15 protein-coding genes are annotated in these 18684 nt (G+C 61.7%); 6 read left to right on the top strand and 9 right to left on the bottom strand.

From position 1 onward, the window contains the following. Window positions 1-399 precede the first annotated feature (399 nt). Window positions 400-1251: a hypothetical protein gene (locus tag BV034_RS14050; protein WP_265592983.1), complete on the bottom strand. Its 852-nt coding sequence runs from the start codon at window positions 1249-1251 to the stop codon at window positions 400-402. Window positions 1252-1507: 256 nt separating this feature from the next. Here BV034_RS14050 and BV034_RS14045 point away from each other — a divergent pair, with 256 nt between their 5' ends. Together BV034_RS14045 and BV034_RS14040 are read left to right on the top strand one after the other, a co-directional pair. Then, a complete protein-coding gene (locus BV034_RS14045; RefSeq protein ID WP_081887805.1) occupies window positions 1508-3787 on the top strand; it encodes a TonB-dependent siderophore receptor in 2280 nt (759 codons plus the stop codon). A 532-nt stretch (window positions 3788-4319) separates the two neighbouring features. Continuing rightward, complete coding sequence (locus tag BV034_RS14040; protein ID WP_050027634.1) at window positions 4320-4535, top strand: hypothetical protein; 216 nt, start codon at window positions 4320-4322, stop codon at window positions 4533-4535. A gap of 588 nt (window positions 4536-5123) precedes the next feature. Here BV034_RS14040 and BV034_RS14035 read toward each other — a convergent pair. The 4 genes from BV034_RS14035 to BV034_RS14020 all read right to left on the bottom strand — a co-directional run bounded on the left by BV034_RS14035 (window position 5124) and on the right by BV034_RS14020 (window position 7796). Then, the gene (locus BV034_RS14035; RefSeq protein ID WP_050027633.1) at window positions 5124-5507 is read right to left on the bottom strand and encodes a YciI family protein; all 384 of its coding nucleotides are present in this window, start codon (window positions 5505-5507) and stop codon (window positions 5124-5126) included. 105 nt (window positions 5508-5612) lie between these two features. Further along, window positions 5613-6878 (bottom strand): RNA polymerase sigma factor, encoded by a 1266-nt coding sequence (locus tag BV034_RS14030; RefSeq protein WP_050027632.1) that lies wholly within the window; start codon window positions 6876-6878, stop codon window positions 5613-5615. Between the two features lie 82 nt (window positions 6879-6960). Further along, the gene (locus BV034_RS14025; RefSeq protein WP_265592982.1) at window positions 6961-7374 is read right to left on the bottom strand and encodes a hypothetical protein; all 414 of its coding nucleotides are present in this window, start codon (window positions 7372-7374) and stop codon (window positions 6961-6963) included. A gap of 71 nt (window positions 7375-7445) precedes the next feature. After that, window positions 7446-7796, bottom strand: coding sequence for a transcriptional regulator (locus BV034_RS14020; RefSeq protein ID WP_050027630.1), 351 nt, complete (start codon window positions 7794-7796; stop codon window positions 7446-7448). Between the two features lie 187 nt (window positions 7797-7983). Here BV034_RS14020 and BV034_RS34730 point away from each other — a divergent pair, with 187 nt between their 5' ends. Next, window positions 7984-9987, top strand: a complete 2004-nt coding sequence (locus BV034_RS34730) for an alginate lyase family protein (RefSeq protein ID WP_081887804.1) — start codon at window positions 7984-7986, stop codon at window positions 9985-9987. Between the two features lie 491 nt (window positions 9988-10478). Here BV034_RS34730 and BV034_RS14010 read toward each other — a convergent pair whose 3' ends face one another. The 3 genes from BV034_RS14010 to BV034_RS14000 are packed head-to-tail and all read right to left on the bottom strand — an operon-like array spanning window position 10479 to window position 12699. After that, entirely contained in the window at window positions 10479-11477 is a 999-nt protein-coding gene (locus BV034_RS14010) for an endonuclease/exonuclease/phosphatase family protein (protein ID WP_265592981.1), read from the bottom strand. Window positions 11478-11529: 52 nt separating this feature from the next. Then, window positions 11530-11772, bottom strand: coding sequence for a prepilin-type N-terminal cleavage/methylation domain-containing protein (locus BV034_RS14005; RefSeq protein WP_050027628.1), 243 nt, complete (start codon window positions 11770-11772; stop codon window positions 11530-11532). A 54-nt stretch (window positions 11773-11826) separates the two neighbouring features. Beyond that, window positions 11827-12699 carry a PEP-CTERM sorting domain-containing protein gene (locus BV034_RS14000; RefSeq protein WP_050027627.1) on the bottom strand — a complete coding sequence of 291 codons (873 nt, stop codon included), beginning with the start codon at window positions 12697-12699 and terminating at the stop codon, window positions 11827-11829. Window positions 12700-13135: 436 nt separating this feature from the next. Here BV034_RS14000 and BV034_RS13995 point away from each other — a divergent pair, with 436 nt between their 5' ends. The 3 genes from BV034_RS13995 to BV034_RS13985 all read left to right on the top strand — a co-directional run bounded on the left by BV034_RS13995 (window position 13136) and on the right by BV034_RS13985 (window position 17859). Next, complete coding sequence (locus tag BV034_RS13995; protein ID WP_081887803.1) at window positions 13136-13729, top strand: ECF-type sigma factor; 594 nt, start codon at window positions 13136-13138, stop codon at window positions 13727-13729. Window positions 13730-13749: 20 nt separating this feature from the next. Then, window positions 13750-15999: a serine/threonine-protein kinase gene (locus tag BV034_RS13990; RefSeq protein ID WP_050027626.1), complete on the top strand. Its 2250-nt coding sequence runs from the start codon at window positions 13750-13752 to the stop codon at window positions 15997-15999. A 657-nt stretch (window positions 16000-16656) separates the two neighbouring features. Beyond that, the gene (locus tag BV034_RS13985; RefSeq protein WP_050027625.1) at window positions 16657-17859 is read left to right on the top strand and encodes a Gfo/Idh/MocA family oxidoreductase; all 1203 of its coding nucleotides are present in this window, start codon (window positions 16657-16659) and stop codon (window positions 17857-17859) included. A 413-nt stretch (window positions 17860-18272) separates the two neighbouring features. Here the strand turns inward: BV034_RS13985 and BV034_RS13980 are convergent, their stop codons facing one another. Continuing rightward, the gene (locus tag BV034_RS13980) at window positions 18273-18605 is read right to left on the bottom strand and encodes a GlsB/YeaQ/YmgE family stress response membrane protein (RefSeq protein WP_050027624.1); all 333 of its coding nucleotides are present in this window, start codon (window positions 18603-18605) and stop codon (window positions 18273-18275) included. Window positions 18606-18684: the final 79 nt, after the last annotated feature.

The following is an 18684-nucleotide window of genomic DNA, read 5'->3' as shown; positions in this document are numbered from 1 at the left end:
AATGGCTCAGCTCCCCTTCCCACCCAGCGCTTTCTCCAGGTCCTTCGTGATCTCCTCCACCTCAGCACCTTTTCGTGGGAATTTCCACGCCTAACGTACAACGTCCAACGTCCAACGTCCAACGTCCAACATCCAACGCCCCCTTACCCACTCACACACTCCCTCTCGATTCCTCTCGATTCCGATTCTATCTCTGTTCCGAGTGTGCCCAACTCCGCCAATGACTTTCTCACTCAACAGACTTTATCATTGGAAGACTTTTTCATTAATGTTGCAGGGCTACTTGCTGAGCCGTTGCAGGTGGGGTGGGAGGTGCCTTGGAAGTGGGTTGAGGAGGATTGAGAGGAGGTTGCCGATGACATGGGGGCAGCTTGGGGCCGTGTTGCAGGGGACTTGAGGCTAAAATGTGGAAATTATAGAACTGGAGGTCCGTTGGGACATGGTACCCACCCCCTGGGTCCAGAGCTGATGGTCCGCTTTGCGATTCTCGGCAACCGTGGCGAAGAGGGAGGTACGCAGCTCGATAACGAGGGCTTCCCGGTTCTTGTGGCGAATGCTACAGGCCGTACGTCCTCCACGTCCCGTGGGGGACCGGGAGACGCGCACGCGCAGGAAGAATCCCAGTTCCTCCAGCCGGTTCAGCGTGGCCCCCAGCATCCAGCGGGAGAGACGCGGGCAATGCGCCGCAGGCACCTTGCCCTTGAAGGCGCTGGCTGCGGTGTAGCCGCAGACCCGGTGCTGAAGGGTGTTCGTAGAGACCCAGGCGTATTGTTTCTGCCCGATGACGGAGAGCACGGCACACAGCACGCGGAACTCCCGCCACGAAAGGTAGCCTGCATTTTCGTGGAGAGGAGACCTGCCCGCCTCCATAAACGCGGTGTCCAGCGCGTTCCAAACCCACTTGGCATTGATGGTAACGAGGGCAGACTTGGGGAGCGCTGACGTGTGCTGTAGCAGCCTCTCGTAGCCCGACCGGACTGACTGCCAGTCTCCCACCTTCGCCTGAGTGAGCTGCGAGCCGACACAGACATCCAGGTACGCCTTCCAGTCCTCCCCTTGCTCCTTGCGTGGAGGATCTGGCAGGGCATGGGCTGCTGCCAGCGCCTCGTGCTCCTTGGGATTCAGCGTTCTGGCTCCCACCCCTGCGGAGAGTATGGAGTGATCCAGAATGGCACCCATGCACTGCAATGAAGTCTCTCCATACGTCAAAGCACTCAGGGGAAAACGGAAATACGGATCAGTCGTGGCCATGGGTTCGAAGGGAGTTCAGCTCCCCAGACAGCTAGCACCGGATGGAGAAACCCGCCAGAAAAATAATGTTCACTTGAACAGTCTTTCTGCTGCAAGGATGAGGCCGCCCGGACTCCATCTCCCTATGCCCGCCCTACCGATTCGACGTAGCTCTTAGCCCGCGTTCAATCTCCCATTAGCCCGAGATTGACCGTATTGAGACGCATTCGCATTCTCAGTTTGACCTGTCTATCCAGGCCTACGATGGGAGCCCAGTATGCCTCAAAGATATTGCCTCAAGCAACGACTCCCTCGCTCCCGCCCTCTCACCCTCGTCGGATCCCTGGCCACGACCCTTGCCTGCCTGCCCCTCACTGGGATGAGCGCAGAGCCTGAAAAACCTGCCAAGCCAGAGGCAACCGCAGCCAGCGCCGCTGCCGCTCCCGTCTCAACGACGCCTTCCACGCCCGCCGCTGCCGCCCCCGGCACCACCCAGGAGTTGGACACCGTCACCGTCACCGCGACGGCCGAGGCTCCGATCACCACCGTGCCCGCCTCGACCTCCACGGGTCTGGCCCTGACCATTCGCGAGACGCCGCAGTCTGTGACGATCGTGGACCGCCAGCGCATCGAGCAGGAAGGCTTCACCAACATCGCCGAAGTGCTGGCAGACACACCCGGCATCACCGTGGTGAACCTGGATACCGAGCGCACCTCCTACTACGCCCGCGGGTTCCCCATCACCCAGTTCCAGGTGGATGGCATGCCCTACTTCACCGGGGCCAATGAGTCCTGGGGCGCGACGCCCGTGTATGACACCTCCTTCTATGAGAGCATCGACATCCTGCGCGGTTCCAACGGCCTGCTCTCCGGCCCCGGCTACCCTTCCGCCACGATCAATCTCAATCGCAAGCGCCCCGGCCGTGAGTTCGGCGGCTCCATCGCGGCCACCATCGGCACGTGGGAGTACTACCGCGGTGAAGGCGACGTGACCATCCCGATCACGAAGGACGGCAGCGTGCGTTCGCGCTTCGTCGGCTTCTACCAGGAGCGCAACTCCTACCTCGATCACTACAGCGAGGAGCAGTTCGGTCTGTACGGCATTGTCGAGGCCGACCTGACCGAAGACACCACGCTGAGCCTGGGCTACCAGTACCAGAAGAGCGATCCCCGCGGGGCCTCCTGGGGCGCAGTGCCCTACTGGTCTGCCGATGGCACGCCTGCCAACCTCCCCCGCTCCACCAACTGGGCGGCCGACTGGAGCCGCTGGACCAAGGAGACCGGCACGCTCTTCACCATGCTGGAGCACAAGTTTAACGATGACTGGAGCATCCGCGCCGGGTATTCCCACACCGAGGGCAGCACGGACAACGTCATCGGCTACGCCGGCAGCGGCTTTCCCGACCTGACCACCGGCACCGGCATGAGCTGGTGGTTCGCGAACACGTACATGGAAGAAACGCGCGACAACGCCGATCTCCACCTGGCGGGGGCGTTTGACCTCTTTGGCCGCAAGCACAAGATCGCCACCGGCTTCCAGTACAGCCGATTCGAGGAAACTCCGGTCTGGACGAACTCCTCATCAAGCTATCCCGCCGACATCCCGAATGCCTTCAAGCTGGATCGCAACCCCACCGAGCCCAAGCAGGGCACGCCCAGCGCGGACCGTTATGTGGAGCAGTATGGCGGCTATGCCTCCATCCGCTTCAGCCTGGCTGATCCCCTCTCCCTCATCCTCGGCGCCCGCCTGAGCAGCTGGGAGACTTATACGGACAACTATGACGCCAAGGGCAAGCACCTGTACAACGACAACGTGGCCAGCGTGGACGCCGAGTTCACGCCCTACGCCGGTCTGGTATGGGATGTGACGGACACGACCTCCCTCTATGTGAGCTACACGGATATCTTCGAGCCCCAGATGGGCCGCGATATCAACGGCAACATCATCGACCCCATCCGCGGCTCCAACATCGAAGCCGGGGTCAAAGCCGAGTTCTTCGAGAAGCGCCTCATCGCGACCTTCAGCGTGTTTGAGACAGAGCAGGACAACTCGTACATCAGCGACTGGTCCAGCCCCTTCCCAGACGGCACCTACCCCTCCATCTCCACCGGCCCCATCACCAGCCAGGGCTTCGAGCTCGAGCTGGCCGGCCGCATCACGGACGACTGGACGATCAACGCCGGCTACACCCACGTGAGCACGAAGGACGACTTCGGCGCCCGCGCCAACAGCAGCTCGCCCATCGACATGGTCGTGCTCTCCACCAACTACCGCCTGCCCGGCAAGCTGAACAAGCTCTCCCTCGGCGGCGGCATGCGCTGGCAGAGCGATACCAACAACAGCTACTGGGGCAGCGATGCGAGCCTGAACTTCGAGCAGAACGGCTACTTCGTGTTTGACCTGAACGCGCAGTACCGGATCACAGACAAAGTCATGCTCAGCGTGGTGGTGAACAACCTCTTCGACAAGACGTACTACCAGAACGTCGGCTTCTACGACGGCGTGTTTTACGGCGAACCCCGGAACGTGCAGGTGTCGTTGCGGTATAACTTCTAGGGGAGAGTAAAAAGTGGTAAGTTAAGAGTTAAGAGTTAAGAGTTAGACGTTAGACGTCGCTCCACTGTAGATTGCCCGCCCCGGCATGGCTTGAAGGCTGTGTCGGGGCGTTTTGTTTTGGCGCGACGCCTGCCGGGAGGCTTAAAGGAGGCGGGGTTTCCCAACCCCGCGTATGTGACTCCGCGTCGGCTGCAAACGACCCATCTACCCCAGACGTCCGTCGGCAGGGTTGGAGTACCGTCTTTAGACGGCTCAGTCGAACAACACCGGACGCCTCCCCCGCTAATTACGCTCTACCGCCAACCCGCGTCCAATCCTCCGCTCCTCCGCGGGGTTGGGAAACCCCGCCTCCTTTGCGCTCAACACTGTAGAAGAACCGTCTCGGTTCTTGTTCCTCGAACCACCCAGCAACCCCAAGAGCCGGGACGGCTCTTCTACCTTCCCAACGCAACGCCACCCAGCCGGTCCATTTCACCTCGATTTCACGCGCGGTTCATCATTCGTTCATCCCCTGCGCGTACTCTGTGCCCCTATGAGCAAGCCCGAACTCCTGGGAGACACCCCCGTGAAGTCCCCTGCCACCAAGTACATCGCGGCACTGGGCCTCGTCGTCATCGGCGTGGCCCTGGCGGTCGCAGGCATCTATGTCGGCGAGACTGACGACGCCCCCGGCGCAGCGTTGCTGGGCTTCTTGTTGATGATCGCCTCGGCGGTGATTGCGGTGAGAATCGTGCGAAGGAAGTCGTGATGGCGATATAGGAGAGCCGTCGAGGTTCTTGTGCCCGCATCATCCAGCACCCTAAAGAGCCGGGACGGCTCTTCTACAATCCTGACGCGATCCATACCGTCGTGGCTGCATTCGTAAGAACGTGGTCAGGGCGGGCCGCCTACACGCAGCAGCACCAACCCACCCCAAAAGCCCGCTCGCACCCGCCCATTCCGCATTCTCACGAATGCAGCTACAAGCTTCCCCACCCCCACGCCCACAGATTATTTCCAGCACTCGTGGCTGCGTTCGTAAGAACGTGGTCAGGATGGGCCGCACGCACGCAGCAGCACCAACCCACCCCAAAAGGCCGCTCGCACCCGCCCTTCCGCATTCTCACGAATGCAGCTACGAGCTTCCTCGCCCCCACGCCCACAGATTATTTCCTGCACTCGTGGCTGCGTTCGTAAGAACGTGGTCAGGATGGGCCGCACGTACGCAGCAGCACCAACCCACCCCAAAAGCCCGCTCGCACCCGCCCATTCCGCATTCTCACGAATGCAGCTACAAGCCCTCCCTACGAGCGCCGCCCACCGACGCACTGACGCACTGACGCACCGCCCCACCGAATCACCCTCTCCGCTCCTCGCTTTCCTGCATCATCCCAGACAAATCCGCCGCTGGCCGGATCTCAAACGGACCCGCCTTCACTCCGGGGTGCTTGGACATCAGTTGAATGGCGTGATTCAAGTCCCGCGCTTCCAGAATGAGGATGCCGCCGATCTGTTCCTTGGTCTCGGCATAGGGCCCATCGGTCACCGCGACCTTGCCATTCTCCCAGCGCAGGGTGGCGGCAGACTGCGGACCCTGCAGGCCTTCGCCACCGGCAAAGTGGCCATTCTTCCGCAGCTCGTCGTCATAGCTGAAGCATGCGTCCACCAGCGCGTTGCGCTCGGCTTCAGACAGGTTCTCAAACTTGTTGGGTTCGATGTATCCAAGGCAGATGTATTTCATGTCGGTTCAATAAGTTGGCGAGTTCACAGCGGCCTTTGTTTTTTGACCGCTTCATGAGGTAGTCGATTGCCAATCCTGGAATTCGACACCCTGCACACTTTTTTGTTATTCTTCCAGCTCCCGCAGCCGCTTCTCCAGAAATCGCCGCTCCGGCTCCTGCTGGGTAAGCGCCAGAGCACGCTCATACGAGGCACGCGCCTCCCCTTTCCTGCCCAGACGCCGGCAGAGATCCGCCCGCGCCGAATGAGCCAGGTGATACTCCGTCAACACACCGCGCTGGAGCAGGCCATCGATCAACGCCAACCCTGCCTCGGGTCCATCCCTCATGGCCACGGCCACCGCGCGGTTCAGCTCAATGACTGGCGAGGGCACCGCACGGGCCAGCAGATTGTACAGCGCCACGATCTGCGGCCAGTCCGTGGCAGCGGCAGAGGCCGCCTCAGAATGCACCGCCGCGATCGCTGCCTGCAACGTGTAGGGGCCGAAGCGACGCGAAAGCAGCGCCCGCTCCACCAGCTTCACGCCCTCTGCAATGAGGGCACGATCCCACTGCGTGCGGTCTTGATCCTCCAGCAGGATCAGTTCACCCGATGGCGACGTCCGTGCGGCACGGCGAGACTCCTGCAAGAGCATAAGGGCGAGCAGCCCCATCCCCTCGGGTTCAGGCAACAACTCCAGCAACAAACGCCCCAGGCGGATCGCCTCGCCAGAAAGATCAGCCCGCGTGAGCGACGCCCCTGCTGAGGCGGAGTAGCCCTCGTTGAACATGAGATACACCACCTGCAGCACCGCATCCAGACGCGCTGGCAGTTCCTCCGGCGCTGGCACTTGATACGGCAGGCGCTCGTCCCGGATCTTGGCCTTGGCCCGCACGATGCGCTGCGCCAGCGTAGGCGCGGTGGTGAGGAAGGCGCGGGCGATCTCCTCCGTCGTCAGACCGCAGACCTCCCGCAGCGTCAGCGCCAGCCGCCCCTCTGGTGCCAGGGCGGGATGACAGCAGGTGAAGATCAGGCGGAGCTGGTCGTCGGGCACGCTCTCGTCGGACTCCGTCCCCACATCAGCAGGGGCAAAGTCACCGCTGGGCAGGAGTTGGTCCGCGATCTTGTCCTGTGAAGCATCGAACCGCGCCCGACGCCGCAGCCCATCGATGGCCTTGTGTCGCCCGGTGGAGATCAGCCAGGAACGGGGATTGGCCGGCACGCCCTCCTGCGGCCAGCGCTCCAGTCCCGCGGCAAAGGCGTCATGCATGGCGTCCTCCGCCAGGTCAAAGTCACCCAGCAACCGGATGAGCGTGGCGAGAATGCGACCAGATTCCGAGCGGTAGAGGCCGTCCAGCGTGGTCCGCACGAGTTCGATGGAATTTTCCGGCATGAGCGGAAGGCTATGGGCCAGCCTGCCCAGAACTCAACGTGAAATCTGCCTCCCGCTGAACCTCGCCAGGCCAGCAGGAGCATCAACTCGTCAGCTTGTTCTTTGCCAGAGCCCAGAAGGTGTAGATCGAGATCGCCGTGCCAAAGGGCACATTCATGACGTTCAGCACCGCGGCCACAATCGCCGCCACCGTCCCCCAACTGCGGTCCTTGAACAACCCCCACCCCGCCAGGAAGAACGGGATGGCAAAGAGCACCAGAAACGCGGAGATGGCGAGGCCGATGACCAGCGGGATGAATGACCCCTCCTCATGCGGCACGACCATGGCGGGAATGCCCGTGCCCAGCAAGATGAAGGGCACCGCCACCAGGGGCATGAGACCGCAGAAGATATTGGCCCCGGCGAGGATGAGCCGGTGCGGCCCCTTGCTGGCAGGCGACTCATTCAGAATCGAACGGATCGTCTCCATGTCTGACTGCAATTGCTGCGGGGACATCGGCTGTGGAGGCGGGGCCACCGGTGCGAACGTTGGCGGAACGGAGGGATGCTGGTTTTCCATAGGACCGGTCAGGTTTGATGTTTTGACTTGGACTTTTCCCACTGGGCGAGATCCATCGAATCGATAAGCCGCTGCATGATGGCCAGGTACTCAAAGAGCGCCGTGCGGCCCGGGTGCGTCAGTTCATAGGTGGTGTTCGGCCGTTTGCCGATGAAGCGCTTCGTCGCCGTGATGTAGCCTATCGACTCCAGCTTCTGCAGATGCAGCCCTAGAGCCCCATCCGCAGTCTTCAACCGGCCTTTCAACGTCGTGAAGTCCATCGGCCCACCAGACTGCAGCGCCGTCAGCAACCCCAGCCGGACGGGACCGTGCACGGCGGTGTCCAGGTTGGAGAAGTCGATGGGCTGGGGCGCACTCACTCTTCGTTTCAGATTACTCTTAAATCAAGAGTATTTGAGCCGCATAAAATTGCAACCCTCTTTTTGCGACGGGATGCAAGGCTCATCCCGAGCGCCTTTTGACAATAGGCGGCCCTGCCCGACGGCATCTGTAAAATATTCCGCAACCCCGGAACGCGGCAGGACATTTGTCGCCCACCCGCCATCCATGACGAAACTTTTTTTCGCGGCCCTTCCGGCCCTCCTTTTTGCCCTCTCCTCACCCGCCGCCGCGCCTGGCCCTTCCCGGGTTGCCAAACAGGATCGGGAGCGAATTCTGACCCGGGCGGATGCTGCCTTGACGATGCAGCCGGTGTCCATCACGTCCGACCGCTCCCCGCTCAGCGAAGGCCGGCCTGACGAGTTCTTTTCCATGAGCGACTACTACTGGCCCGATCCCGCAAAGCCGGACGGGAAGCCCTACCTCATGCGGGACGGCCAGTCGAACCCGGAGAACTTCAATGAGCATCGCAAGTCCCTCATGGCCATGCGCGATGCCACCTCCGCCCTGGCGGCCGCCTATCTGCTGACCCAGGAGGAACGCTATGCGGCCAAGGCGGTGGAGTTGCTGAAGGTGTTCTTCATCGACAAGGCAACCCGCATGCATCCCAGCCTGGACTACGCCCAGGCCATCGTCGGCAAGGCCACGCCGCAACGTGGCACGGGCTTGATCGATACCCTGCATCTCATCGAGGTGCCGTTGTCCATCCTTGCCCTGCGTGACTCCAAGGCCCTGTCTAAGGAGGACTTTGCCAGCCTGCGTCAGTGGTTCGTGGACTACACGAAGTGGTTTATCGAAAGCCCGAAGGGCAAGAATGAGGCCACCGCAAAGAACAACCATGCCGTGGCCTACTGGCTGCAGGTGGCCTCCTTTGCCACACTCACCGGGGATGCAGCGCTGCTCACCGAGTGCCGCCGCCAGTTCAAGGAAATCTTCGTGCCCATGCAGATGGGCGGTGATGGCGGCTTCCCTTTTGAACTGGCCCGCACCAAGCCCTACGCCTACTCCATCTTCCAGCTCGACCTCATGGCGGCGCTGTGCCAGCTCCTCTCCACACCGTCAGACAATCTCTGGACCTTCACCGCGCCGGACGGCAGAAACATGGCCAAGGCCGTGGCTTTCCTCCACCCCTACCTGGCGGACAAATCCTCCTGGCCAAAGGCCCCGGATGTGAATGCCTGGGAGGGCTGGCCAGTAAGGCAGCCAGCGCTGCTCTTCGGCGGCCTGGCCTTGCACGAGGAAAAATATCTGATGCTCTGGCACAGGCTGAAACCCGACCCCCAGGACTTTGAAATCCGGCGGAACAATCCCATCACCCAGCCGCTGCTGTGGACCTCCCTCTTCAACCACACCTCCACCCCTGCCGCGACGAGACGGGTGCGGGCCGCGGATGTCTTCAAGACGAAGCAGCGCATCCTGTTTGCGGACGACTTCCAGGACGCCGGGCTCGCCCGCTGGAACTTCTCTGAAGACGACCGCTACTCACTGCCCGCCCCCACCCCGGAGTGCATCCAGGTGGTGGATGCGCCAAAGATGCCGGCGGGCACCAAGGCCGTACGCTTCAACGTGGAGCGCGCTCCCAACTCCTTCCGGTCTGAAATCTCCCTGCCCTCTGAAAGTAGTTTCAACGAACGCTGGTATGCCGCCCGCATCTTCATTCCGGAAGACTGGATCTTCGACCCGACCAAAGGGCAGGACATCGTCTTGCAGTGGCACGGCGTCCCCGGGAACTGGCGGCCAACCTTCTCCAATCTGGCCATCTCTGTGGCCAATGACCGCTGGCGCATCGCGCAGAGCTACGGCTCACCTCAGGCAGGCCCCACCCGCCAGGGCCAGGTGCTGGAAGAGCCGGTGAAACGCGGTCAGTGGGTCTCCTGGATCATACAGGCAAAGTGGTCACCGGAAGAGAGCGGCCTCACCAAAATCTGGCGCGATGGCAAGCCCGTCTTTGAGCGCAAGGGCCCGAATGTATATGGCACCATCGGTGTGGCCTACACCCCCTATCTGAAAACCGGCATCTACCACCCGGAGTGGCATGTGGACCAGGAGCGCAAGCGCCTCGCCTTCGAGGCGGAACAGACGAACGTGAAACGCAAGACCGTGTACGTCACCGATGTCAAAATTGGCAGTGAGCAGGCCCGACTCGAAGACTTCCTGCCCGCAACCCCCTGAGTCCGTCCTAGAACCCCACACCGACCGCTCAACCCCTTTCATTCGTGTGGCTGCGTTCGTAAGAACGTGGTCAGAGCGCACCGCTCGCACGCAACAGAAACAACTCACCCCACAGCCCCTCGCACCCGCCCTCCGCGTTCTCACGAACGCAGCTACAAGCTTCCTAAAACCCCACGCCTACAGCCCACCCCCTTCAGTCGTGGCTGCGTTCGTAAGAACGTGGTCAGGACGCACCGCTCGCACGCAACACAAACAACCCTCCCACAGCCCCTCGCACCCGCCCCCCGCGTTCTCACGAACGCAGCTACAAGCTTCCTCGCACCCCACACCGACCGCTCACCCCCTTTCAGTCGTGGCTGCGTTCGTGAGAACGCGGTCAGGCACGTCATCCGACCACGGCGGAGACAAGACTTTCCGCGCAGCCAAATTCCCCCGAACCCTCCCGCATTCTCACGAATACAGCCACGAGCCGTCACGCTGCCCCCGCCTCCTCACTCCAACTCCAGCAGCACCGGGAAGTGGTCGGACGGAGTCCTAGGCAGGTAGTTCCTGAACTTCATCTCACGCGGAAGCGCAACCGAGCCCGTTTCCGCCACATCCTCTGATGGCGAGCGGTAGCTGTCCGTGAGCACGCCGTAGCGCAGCACCTTGAACGCCCGGCTGTGAAAGACGTGGTCAATGCGGCGGTCAGTGAAGGCACTTACCTTGAACCCATTGGCCGTACCGTTCAGCGCATACCTCTCCTCTGCGGTTTCAAAGCCATCCACCAGGAGCTGGGAGTCGTGAATCTGCCGGTAGCTCTCGCTCGTTTGATCCACATTGAAATCCCCGGTGAGCACGGTGGGTTTCCCGCCGGCGATCTCCTGGATCTTCGCCAGAATGAGTCGCGCGCTCTCCATGCGGGCCGTCGTGCCCTGGTGGTCAAAGTGGGTGTTGAACACGTAAAGCGTCTCATGCGTCTTGTTCGACTCCAGTTTCACCCAGGTGCAGATGCGGTTGAACTTCGCGTCCCAGCCGATGGAAGGCACCTCTGGCGTCGGCGAAAGCCAGAACGTGCCGCTGTCCTTCAGGGTGAACACATCCTTGCGATAGAAGATGGCCGCGAACTCTCCCTCCTCATGCCCGTCATCGCGTCCGCAGCCGGTGTGGGTATAGGCCGGCAGCTGGCTCTGCAGATCCTCCACCTGATGATGCAGGGCTTCCTGAATACCCAATACATCGAACCGGTGAAAGCGGATCAGCGAGGCGATGACCGGTGCCCGCTGCAGCCAGCCGTTCCCGTTTTCCCCATCCTTGGGATTGTCATACCGGATGTTAAAGGTGCCGACAATGACTGCCTGAGACACCTGGGTCCCCAAAAGCAACAGCACGACTGCCAGCATGAGCGGAGTCAGGGAACCTGGCACCCACCGCAGGCGGGAAGCAGATTGGCGATGCGGGCCGGGTTTACAAGCGCAGGGACGGGAGGATACAGGGGCAATGTTCTTCATGGACAATAGATATCTTGGCAAATCGCTCTTATGCGATGTGGGAGAGTTTCGTTCAGTTCAGCTTGCCGGCACCCGCCTCCGAGGCTGGCCCGCCAGCGAGCACACACCCCTCAGGCGCGACTGACTCGGGCCGCGGCAGCACAGGCTCTTGCGTCCGGTCTTGCTCCACCGCCATGAAGACGGGCAACAGACATACCACCGCCAGCAATGAACTGCTGATGATGCCCGTGGCAAGCACCACCTCCAGAAGGCTGAAGCCACGTCGGGCACGGCATGTGGAGGCAGGAAGATTCATGCGGATTTCAGGAGTTGGCTGTGACAAGGTCGTTTCCCATATCCCCACCAGGATTCAGGCGGGCGCGCTCTCAGGACGATGGCTGGCACACCCCGGCCTGCGCCGACGCCCCACGAGCGCCACACCGCCCAAGACCAGCAGCATTGATACTGTGGGCTCTGGAGTTACTGCCAGGTAGTAGTTGTCTGTGTAGAACACACCGCGATCCTGGTTCGTGGCAAAGATACCCCGCCCCACCGTGCCAAAGTCTGGCACGACGATCGTCTTTCCCGTGCCGCTCAGGACATTCGCCGTGACCTCGCCAGTGCCATCCGCGCCAAAGTCATCCAGCGAGACATTCACAAAGGTGAACGTGCCCGTGACCGGATCATAGGTGATGGTGCCCTCCAGCCGATACCAGTTGCCGGAGGTGAGGGAGGCCACCGTGTTCCCAAAGTAGGTGCCAGTACCTCCCACCGCCCCTGTGGCTCCGTTGGCCGCACCGAGACTGAAGCCACCGTCGGACGTGCGAGCCAGCCCCACCAGGATGGTATCTGCGGCGGTCACACCCGTGCCAGCTCCGCTGAAGGAATTGAACTCCGTCGTGGCCCGTGTCCAGCCAAACGACATGGCGCTGCCATTATTTCCTGAATTCCCATTGTACTCGCCGTACATCGAGAAGGTGGCGGTGGAACCAATGGTCATGGATGCCGTCACGGCACCGCCGTTGTTGCCAAACTCCAGCCCGGTGGAGCCCCCCACCCCAACGTTTGCACGCACCGTGGGATTTCGTTGCAGGCTGAAGTCAAACAGCCCGGCATCCGCAAAGGTGCCGGAGTTGAAATTTGCATCGGTCACCACGGTGGCCGCCCACGCAGGAGCCGCGAGACAGGCGAGAGCAGCGCATGAGGCCAGAGCTTTGCAGACGGTGGACGGAGTAAGGCGCATGAGGAAGGACGTGGTTTGTTCTTGGGTTACAGGTAATTATTCCTGAGGCAGAGGCCCGGCCGCGTGGCTGGCGGCACAGGCAGGGGCGCGCGTACGACCCGGCCCGCAGAGCGGCTCCTGTCCGTCTGCGCCGAATACCGGCCTGGTGACGATTTTGTCACCTCGATCGGACTGCATCCCGGCTGGAATCCCGTTACCAGCTTCTCCAGGGACTCGTATGCAGTTCTAATCTCGATCAATTCGACCATTGGCGCGAGTTGATGCGGATTCGGAGTCCCTCGTCCGCCAAGATTTTTCAAAACATGCTACTTTTCCTGAAATCACCCCTCAACACGGTGCAACGCCCTCTCATGATGTGAAGACTATCTTTCCTCTTGATGCTGGACCTCGGCTTGATGAGGCGTTTAATTGGCGTTCCAGATCCAGCCTCATTGCCATGAACCCCTCCTCACCTGCCGAATCTTCCGGGAAGACCGCTGTAGATGGAGCGGCCCATCCGGCGGATGCCCCTTCAGGTGAAAGTCTCACCTCAGACGAACTGTTGCCGGTCATGTATGAGAAGCTGCGACGGCTCGCGGCGTCCAAGCTGTTCCGGGAGTCTGGCCTGCAGACCCTGCAACCCACCGCGCTGGTGCATGAGGCGTGGCTGCGCCTGGCCACCTCCCAATCGGAGTGGGACAGCCAGGCCCATTTCTTTGGCGCCGCTGCGGAGGCGATGCGGCGCATCCTGGTGGACCGGGCCCGGACCAAGTCCGCCGTCAAACGCCAGCTCACCGATGATCCCTCGCTTGCCCAGAGCGAGGAGCCCGCAGACGGCGACCATATCCTGCTCATCCACGAGGCCCTCACCCGGTTGGAGCAGGAGGATGCTCACGCGGCGCGGATTGTCATGCTCAAGTTCTTCAGCGGATCCACCAGTGAGGAGATCGCTTCCATGTTGGGGCACAGTCTCAGGACGGTGGAAAGACAGTGGACCTTTGCCAAAGCCCGCCTGTACCAGATGATCCAGGAGGATCTCAACCGCTCCTGAAGCCTGGAGACCCCCTGCCTGTGAACACCGCTGTTGAAGGAGCCATCTACGAGGTCGCGCTGTCGCTGGAAGACGCGAAGCAGCAACAGGATTTCCTTGAACTCACCTTCCGCGATGATCCCCAGGGGCTGCAGCGGATGAAAACACTCCTGGGCGCGGCCAGTGAGGCCACCTCGTTTTTTCTGGAGGCACGGGAGGCTCGCACGCATCTGGCCACGCAGCTCATGAGCGACCTGCCTCCCCAGAAGACGTCTCCCACTACGGCGGCGGCAGATCGTCCGCCGGAGGTGGGTTCCTGCATTGGGGACTATCTTCTGGTGCGGTGTCTCGGTGAAGGCGGCAGCGGTATCGTGTATGAGGCAGAGCAGGCCCAGCCCGTGAGAAGACGCGTCGCGCTCAAGCTCTTTTGGATCGATACCGGCAGCGCCATTACCAAGGCGCGCTTCGATGTGGAGCGCCAGGCGCTGGCCATCATGGACCACCCGAACATCGCGAAGGTGCTGGACGTGGGCGGCTTTCACAATGGCAGCCCCTACTTCGTCCTGGAGCTGGTGGAGGGAGAGTCCATCACCAGCTACTGCGATCGCGAGAAGCTGGATGTGCGGCAGCGCATCGCCCTCTTCATCGATGTGTGCGAGGCCATCCAGCACGCGCATTCCAAGCGGATCATTCACCGCGATATCAAGCCGTCCAACGTGCTCGTGAGCGGCCCCCGTCATCAACCCGTCGCCAAGGTCATCGACTTCGGCATCGCCAAGGCCGTGGCCACCGACACCAAGGTGGAGCCGCGCCTCACCGGTCACGATCACTTCCTCGGCACCCCGGCCTACATGAGCCCGGAGCAGGTGGAGATGATCGGCATCGATGTGGATACCCGCAGCGATGTGTACAGCCTCGGCGTGCTGCTCTATGAGCTGCTCACCTCCCAGACGCCCTTTGACCGCAAGATGCTGATGAGCGCCGGCATGGCGGGTATGAGGAAACTCATCCTGGACAAGCAGCACCTCAAGCCCTCCGCGCGGCTTACGGAGGTGGGTGAGGAGGAGCTGAAGACCATCGCCACCGCCCGGCAGGCGGAGCCATCGCGACTGCTCGCCTCCGTGCGGGGTGATCTGGACGGCATCGTCATGAAGGCCCTGGAGAAGGACCGCAACAGCCGCTATGAGACCGCGAGCGCCCTGGCGCTGGATCTGAAGCGACACTTGCAGGACAAGCCGGTGACAGCCCGCCGGCCCAACAACTTCTACACCTTCACCCGGTTCGTCCGGCGCAATCGCATCCCCTTCTACTCCGCTCTCGCCGGGATCACCGCGATCCTCCTGGGATTCGGCGCCTCCACCATGCTCTACCTCCGGGAGAAAGAGGCACTCAGTGAACAGGAGCGGTTAAGCCTGGAGGCGCAGAAGTCCCGCGATCAGGAGCTCGCCCTCCGTCAGCAGGCCCAGGCCAGAGCCAATGTCTCACGCGCCGCCTTCCTGCTCGGGGAAGGCAAGATCAGCGAGGCAGAAGAACTGCTGCAGCAGACGCCCCTGGTCTCCATCGAGCCCTCCAAGGAGGCTTCCTCCGTCTTCAGAACGCTCGGGAACTGGTACGCCACCTACGGGAAGTGGGCGGAGGCTGTCCAATGCTATCGCCTCATGGCCCAGGCCACCCAGATGACCCGCCCGGAAGAGCTCCTGCGCGGCACGGATCTGCTCATCACCGCCCCCGCCCTGCTGGAACTGGGCGACAAGAAAGCCTACGATGCCTTCCGAACCGAGATGCTCTCTCGGTATCTGCCGGTGACAGATTCCCTGCAGGCCGAGCACATTCTCAAGGCCTGTCTGATTGTGAAGGCCTCGCCGGAAATGCTGCAACAACTGGCAGACGCAGCGGCCATCTGCGAGGCCACCGTGCAAGCCCACTCTGAAGGATCCTTCCCCGCATGGGAGGCCTACTCCCTGGCCCTGTATCACTATCGAAAAGGCGAATACGAGAAGGTGCTCCAGATTGCCCATGTGGCCCTCGCCGCGCCCAACATCCGGGAAATCTGCGCCGCCGGTCTCCGGGCCATGATGGCTGTCTGCCATCAGAATCTCGGTCACGGGGATGCCGCCAAGGCTGAACTCAAACTGGCCAAGTCCGTCATTCGCCGCACGAGAGTCGATGAAGTGAGCGAGGAAAAGGTCATCTTCTTCAAATGGTACGACTGGTCCGTCGCCTCCCTGCTCCTGAAGGAAGCCGAGGCGGAGGCTCGAGCCCAAACACGCCTGCGCAAGAGCAGCACCTAGCCAGAAGCTCGCGCCTGCCAGTCATTCCCTTCAGTCGTGGCTGCGTTCGTAAGAACGCGGTCAGAGTGGGCAGCTCGCACCCAACGGAAGCAATCCACCCCACAAGGTCGCTCGCACCCGCCATTCCGCATTCTCACGAATGCAGCCACGAGCTGCCTCTCCACTCACGCCCGCCTGTTATTTCCTATCAGTCGTGGCTGCGTTCGTAAGAACGCGGTCAGAGTGGGCCGCTCACACCCAACGGAAGCAACCCACCCCACAAGGTCGCTCGCCCCCCGCCATTCCGCATTCTCACGAATGCAGCCACAAGCCACCTCTCCACTCACGCCTGCTAGTTATTTCCTTTCAGTCGTGGCTGCGTTCGTAAGAACGCGGTCAGAGTGGGCCGCTCACACCCAACGGAAGCAACCCACCCCACAAGGTCGCTCTCACCCTGCCATTCCGCATTTTCACGAATGCAGCCACGAGCCTCCTCTCCACTCACGCCTCCCACGCAGGCCAAACCACCCTCCAACCGCCTGAAAATCAACCCCCTCCAGATCACCGCAAAACCACACCCCCAACTCCCGCTCCACCAAATCGCGTTACACCTGACTGCCCAGGGTCATTGGATGACTGAAACCCAGTCCCCTCGTCGCGAATCCCGTCCACCCACCTATGAACCGCCGCTCCTTTTTCCACGCCACCGGTCTCGCAACCCTGGCCTCACAGCTCGCCGCGCAGACAGCCCCCACTCCGGCCAAGGCAGACTACAGCGGCCCCGTCTTCAAAATCGGGAACATCGGCTGCGGGGGTCGAGGAAACTTTGTCTCCGGCATCATCGTGGAGAACCCCGGGTTCCGGATCGCTGCGGCCTGTGACTACTTCCCAGAGAGCGCCACCAAGTACGGCGAAAAGTTCAATGTCCCCACCGACAAGCAGTTCACCGGGCTGGACGGCTACAAGAAGATGATGGAGCACGTGGACGTCGTGGCCATTCACAGCCCGCCCTACTTTCACGTGCAACAGGCCATCGATGCCGTCGCCGCTGGCAAGCATGTCCTCATCGCCAAGCCCATGGCCATTGATGTGGCCGGGTGTGAAACCATCCGCCAGCTCGCCAAGCATGCTGCGGCAAAAGGCATCGTGGTCCTGGCCGACGTACAATCACGCGGGGACGAGTTCTTCCAGGAAGGCATCAAGCGGGTACACGAAGGGGCCATCGGTGACCTCCTCTATGGCGAGTGCCACTACGAGGCCGAGCTCATCCCCTGCAAGCACGACGACACCCAGCCGGAAGGCCGCCTGAAAAACTGGATCCGCCATCGCGACCTGGCCGGAGACATCATCACGGAGCAGAACATCCACGCCCTGGACATCGTGAGCTGGGCCTTCGGGCGCCCCACCCGCGTCACTGGCCAGTGCGGACGCGCCGCCCGCCCGGACGACATCGGGGATGTGGCGGATCACTTCTCCCTCTTATTCGAGTTTGCCAAGGGCTCCGTGAGCTTCGCCTCCCGCCAGTTCAACGGCTGGGGATCGCCGTTCATGTGCGGCAACCGCTTCGTCGGGAACAAGGGCATCTTCACCTCCGAGTTCGCCGGTCGTGTCATGATCCGCGGGGGCAAAGAAGCCTACTGGCCCGGCGGCGTGGCCACCAACCTGTATCGCACGGGTTCAGAGAAAAATGTCGAGCAACTCCGCGCCGCCATCGCTGCCAAGGATCCGAAGGGCAACCCCACCATCGAAGGGGCCGTCGAATCCGCCTTGCTCACCCTGTTCGGTGAATACGCTGCCAAGACACCCGGCGGTGCGACCTGGGACCAGTTCATCGCGAATGCCAAGCCCGCCACGCCAGATCTGGCAGGGCTCAAGGCGTGACCTGAGTATTCTCACACAAAGGCACGAAGGCACAAAGAGTTGGGAAGCTCAAAGGAGGCGGGGGTTCCAGCCCCGCTTCTGTGACACGGCATCGGGCGCTGACGATCAGATGATCCTAAACGTCCGCCGGCAGGGTTGGAATTCCGTCCCGCATGCGGGACGGCTCAGTCGCACAGCCCCTGACCCACGCAACCCGGTCATAGGGTAGAACCACACCCAGCGCCCCCCAAGGAGCGGCGGTTTGTGCTTGCACAACCGCCGGACGGAAGCAGAGCGATGGACTATCCAACACCGAATCACGCCGCGACTCACATGACTCCTCGAGGCTTGGGCACGTGATTCCTCCGACCACCCTCGGCGGTTGTGCAAGCACAAACCGCCGCTCCTTGTCTTGCTGGGCCATCCACATCCCCCTACCCCCCCGAAGGCGGCACCGTCTTACCCTTGCCCTTCCCCTTATCCCCCTTCTCCTCAGTCCACTTGCGAATCAGCCTCCAGCCAAAAATGCAGATCAGCGAGCCAATCAACGCAGAAACAAGATCCTCGGCACTGATGTGAATGTCCTCCCATCCAAAGTCGATCTTTAAAGCCCAGAACAGAATCCCTCCGACGATGGCTCCGAGCATGCCGAGACCCAGGTGCACCCAGCGCCCCAGCCCGGCCTTGCTCATGGTGACGATGCGTCCCGCCAGCGTCCCCGCAATCAAGCCAGTGACAATCCACACAATGACTTTGGCAAAGGTCATGACAGTTTTCCAGTTACGTAACCAGGAGATGCCTTCAGGGATCCATTGTTAGGATCAGTCGAAACAAAAGTCAACGCGG

The sequence above is a fragment of the Verrucomicrobium sp. BvORR034 genome (assembly GCF_000739635.1).
Lineage (GTDB): Bacteria > Verrucomicrobiota > Verrucomicrobiia > Verrucomicrobiales > Verrucomicrobiaceae > Verrucomicrobium.
The sequence above is the reverse complement of the archived record's forward strand: the minus strand, read 5'-3'. Positions and strand labels throughout refer to the sequence as shown.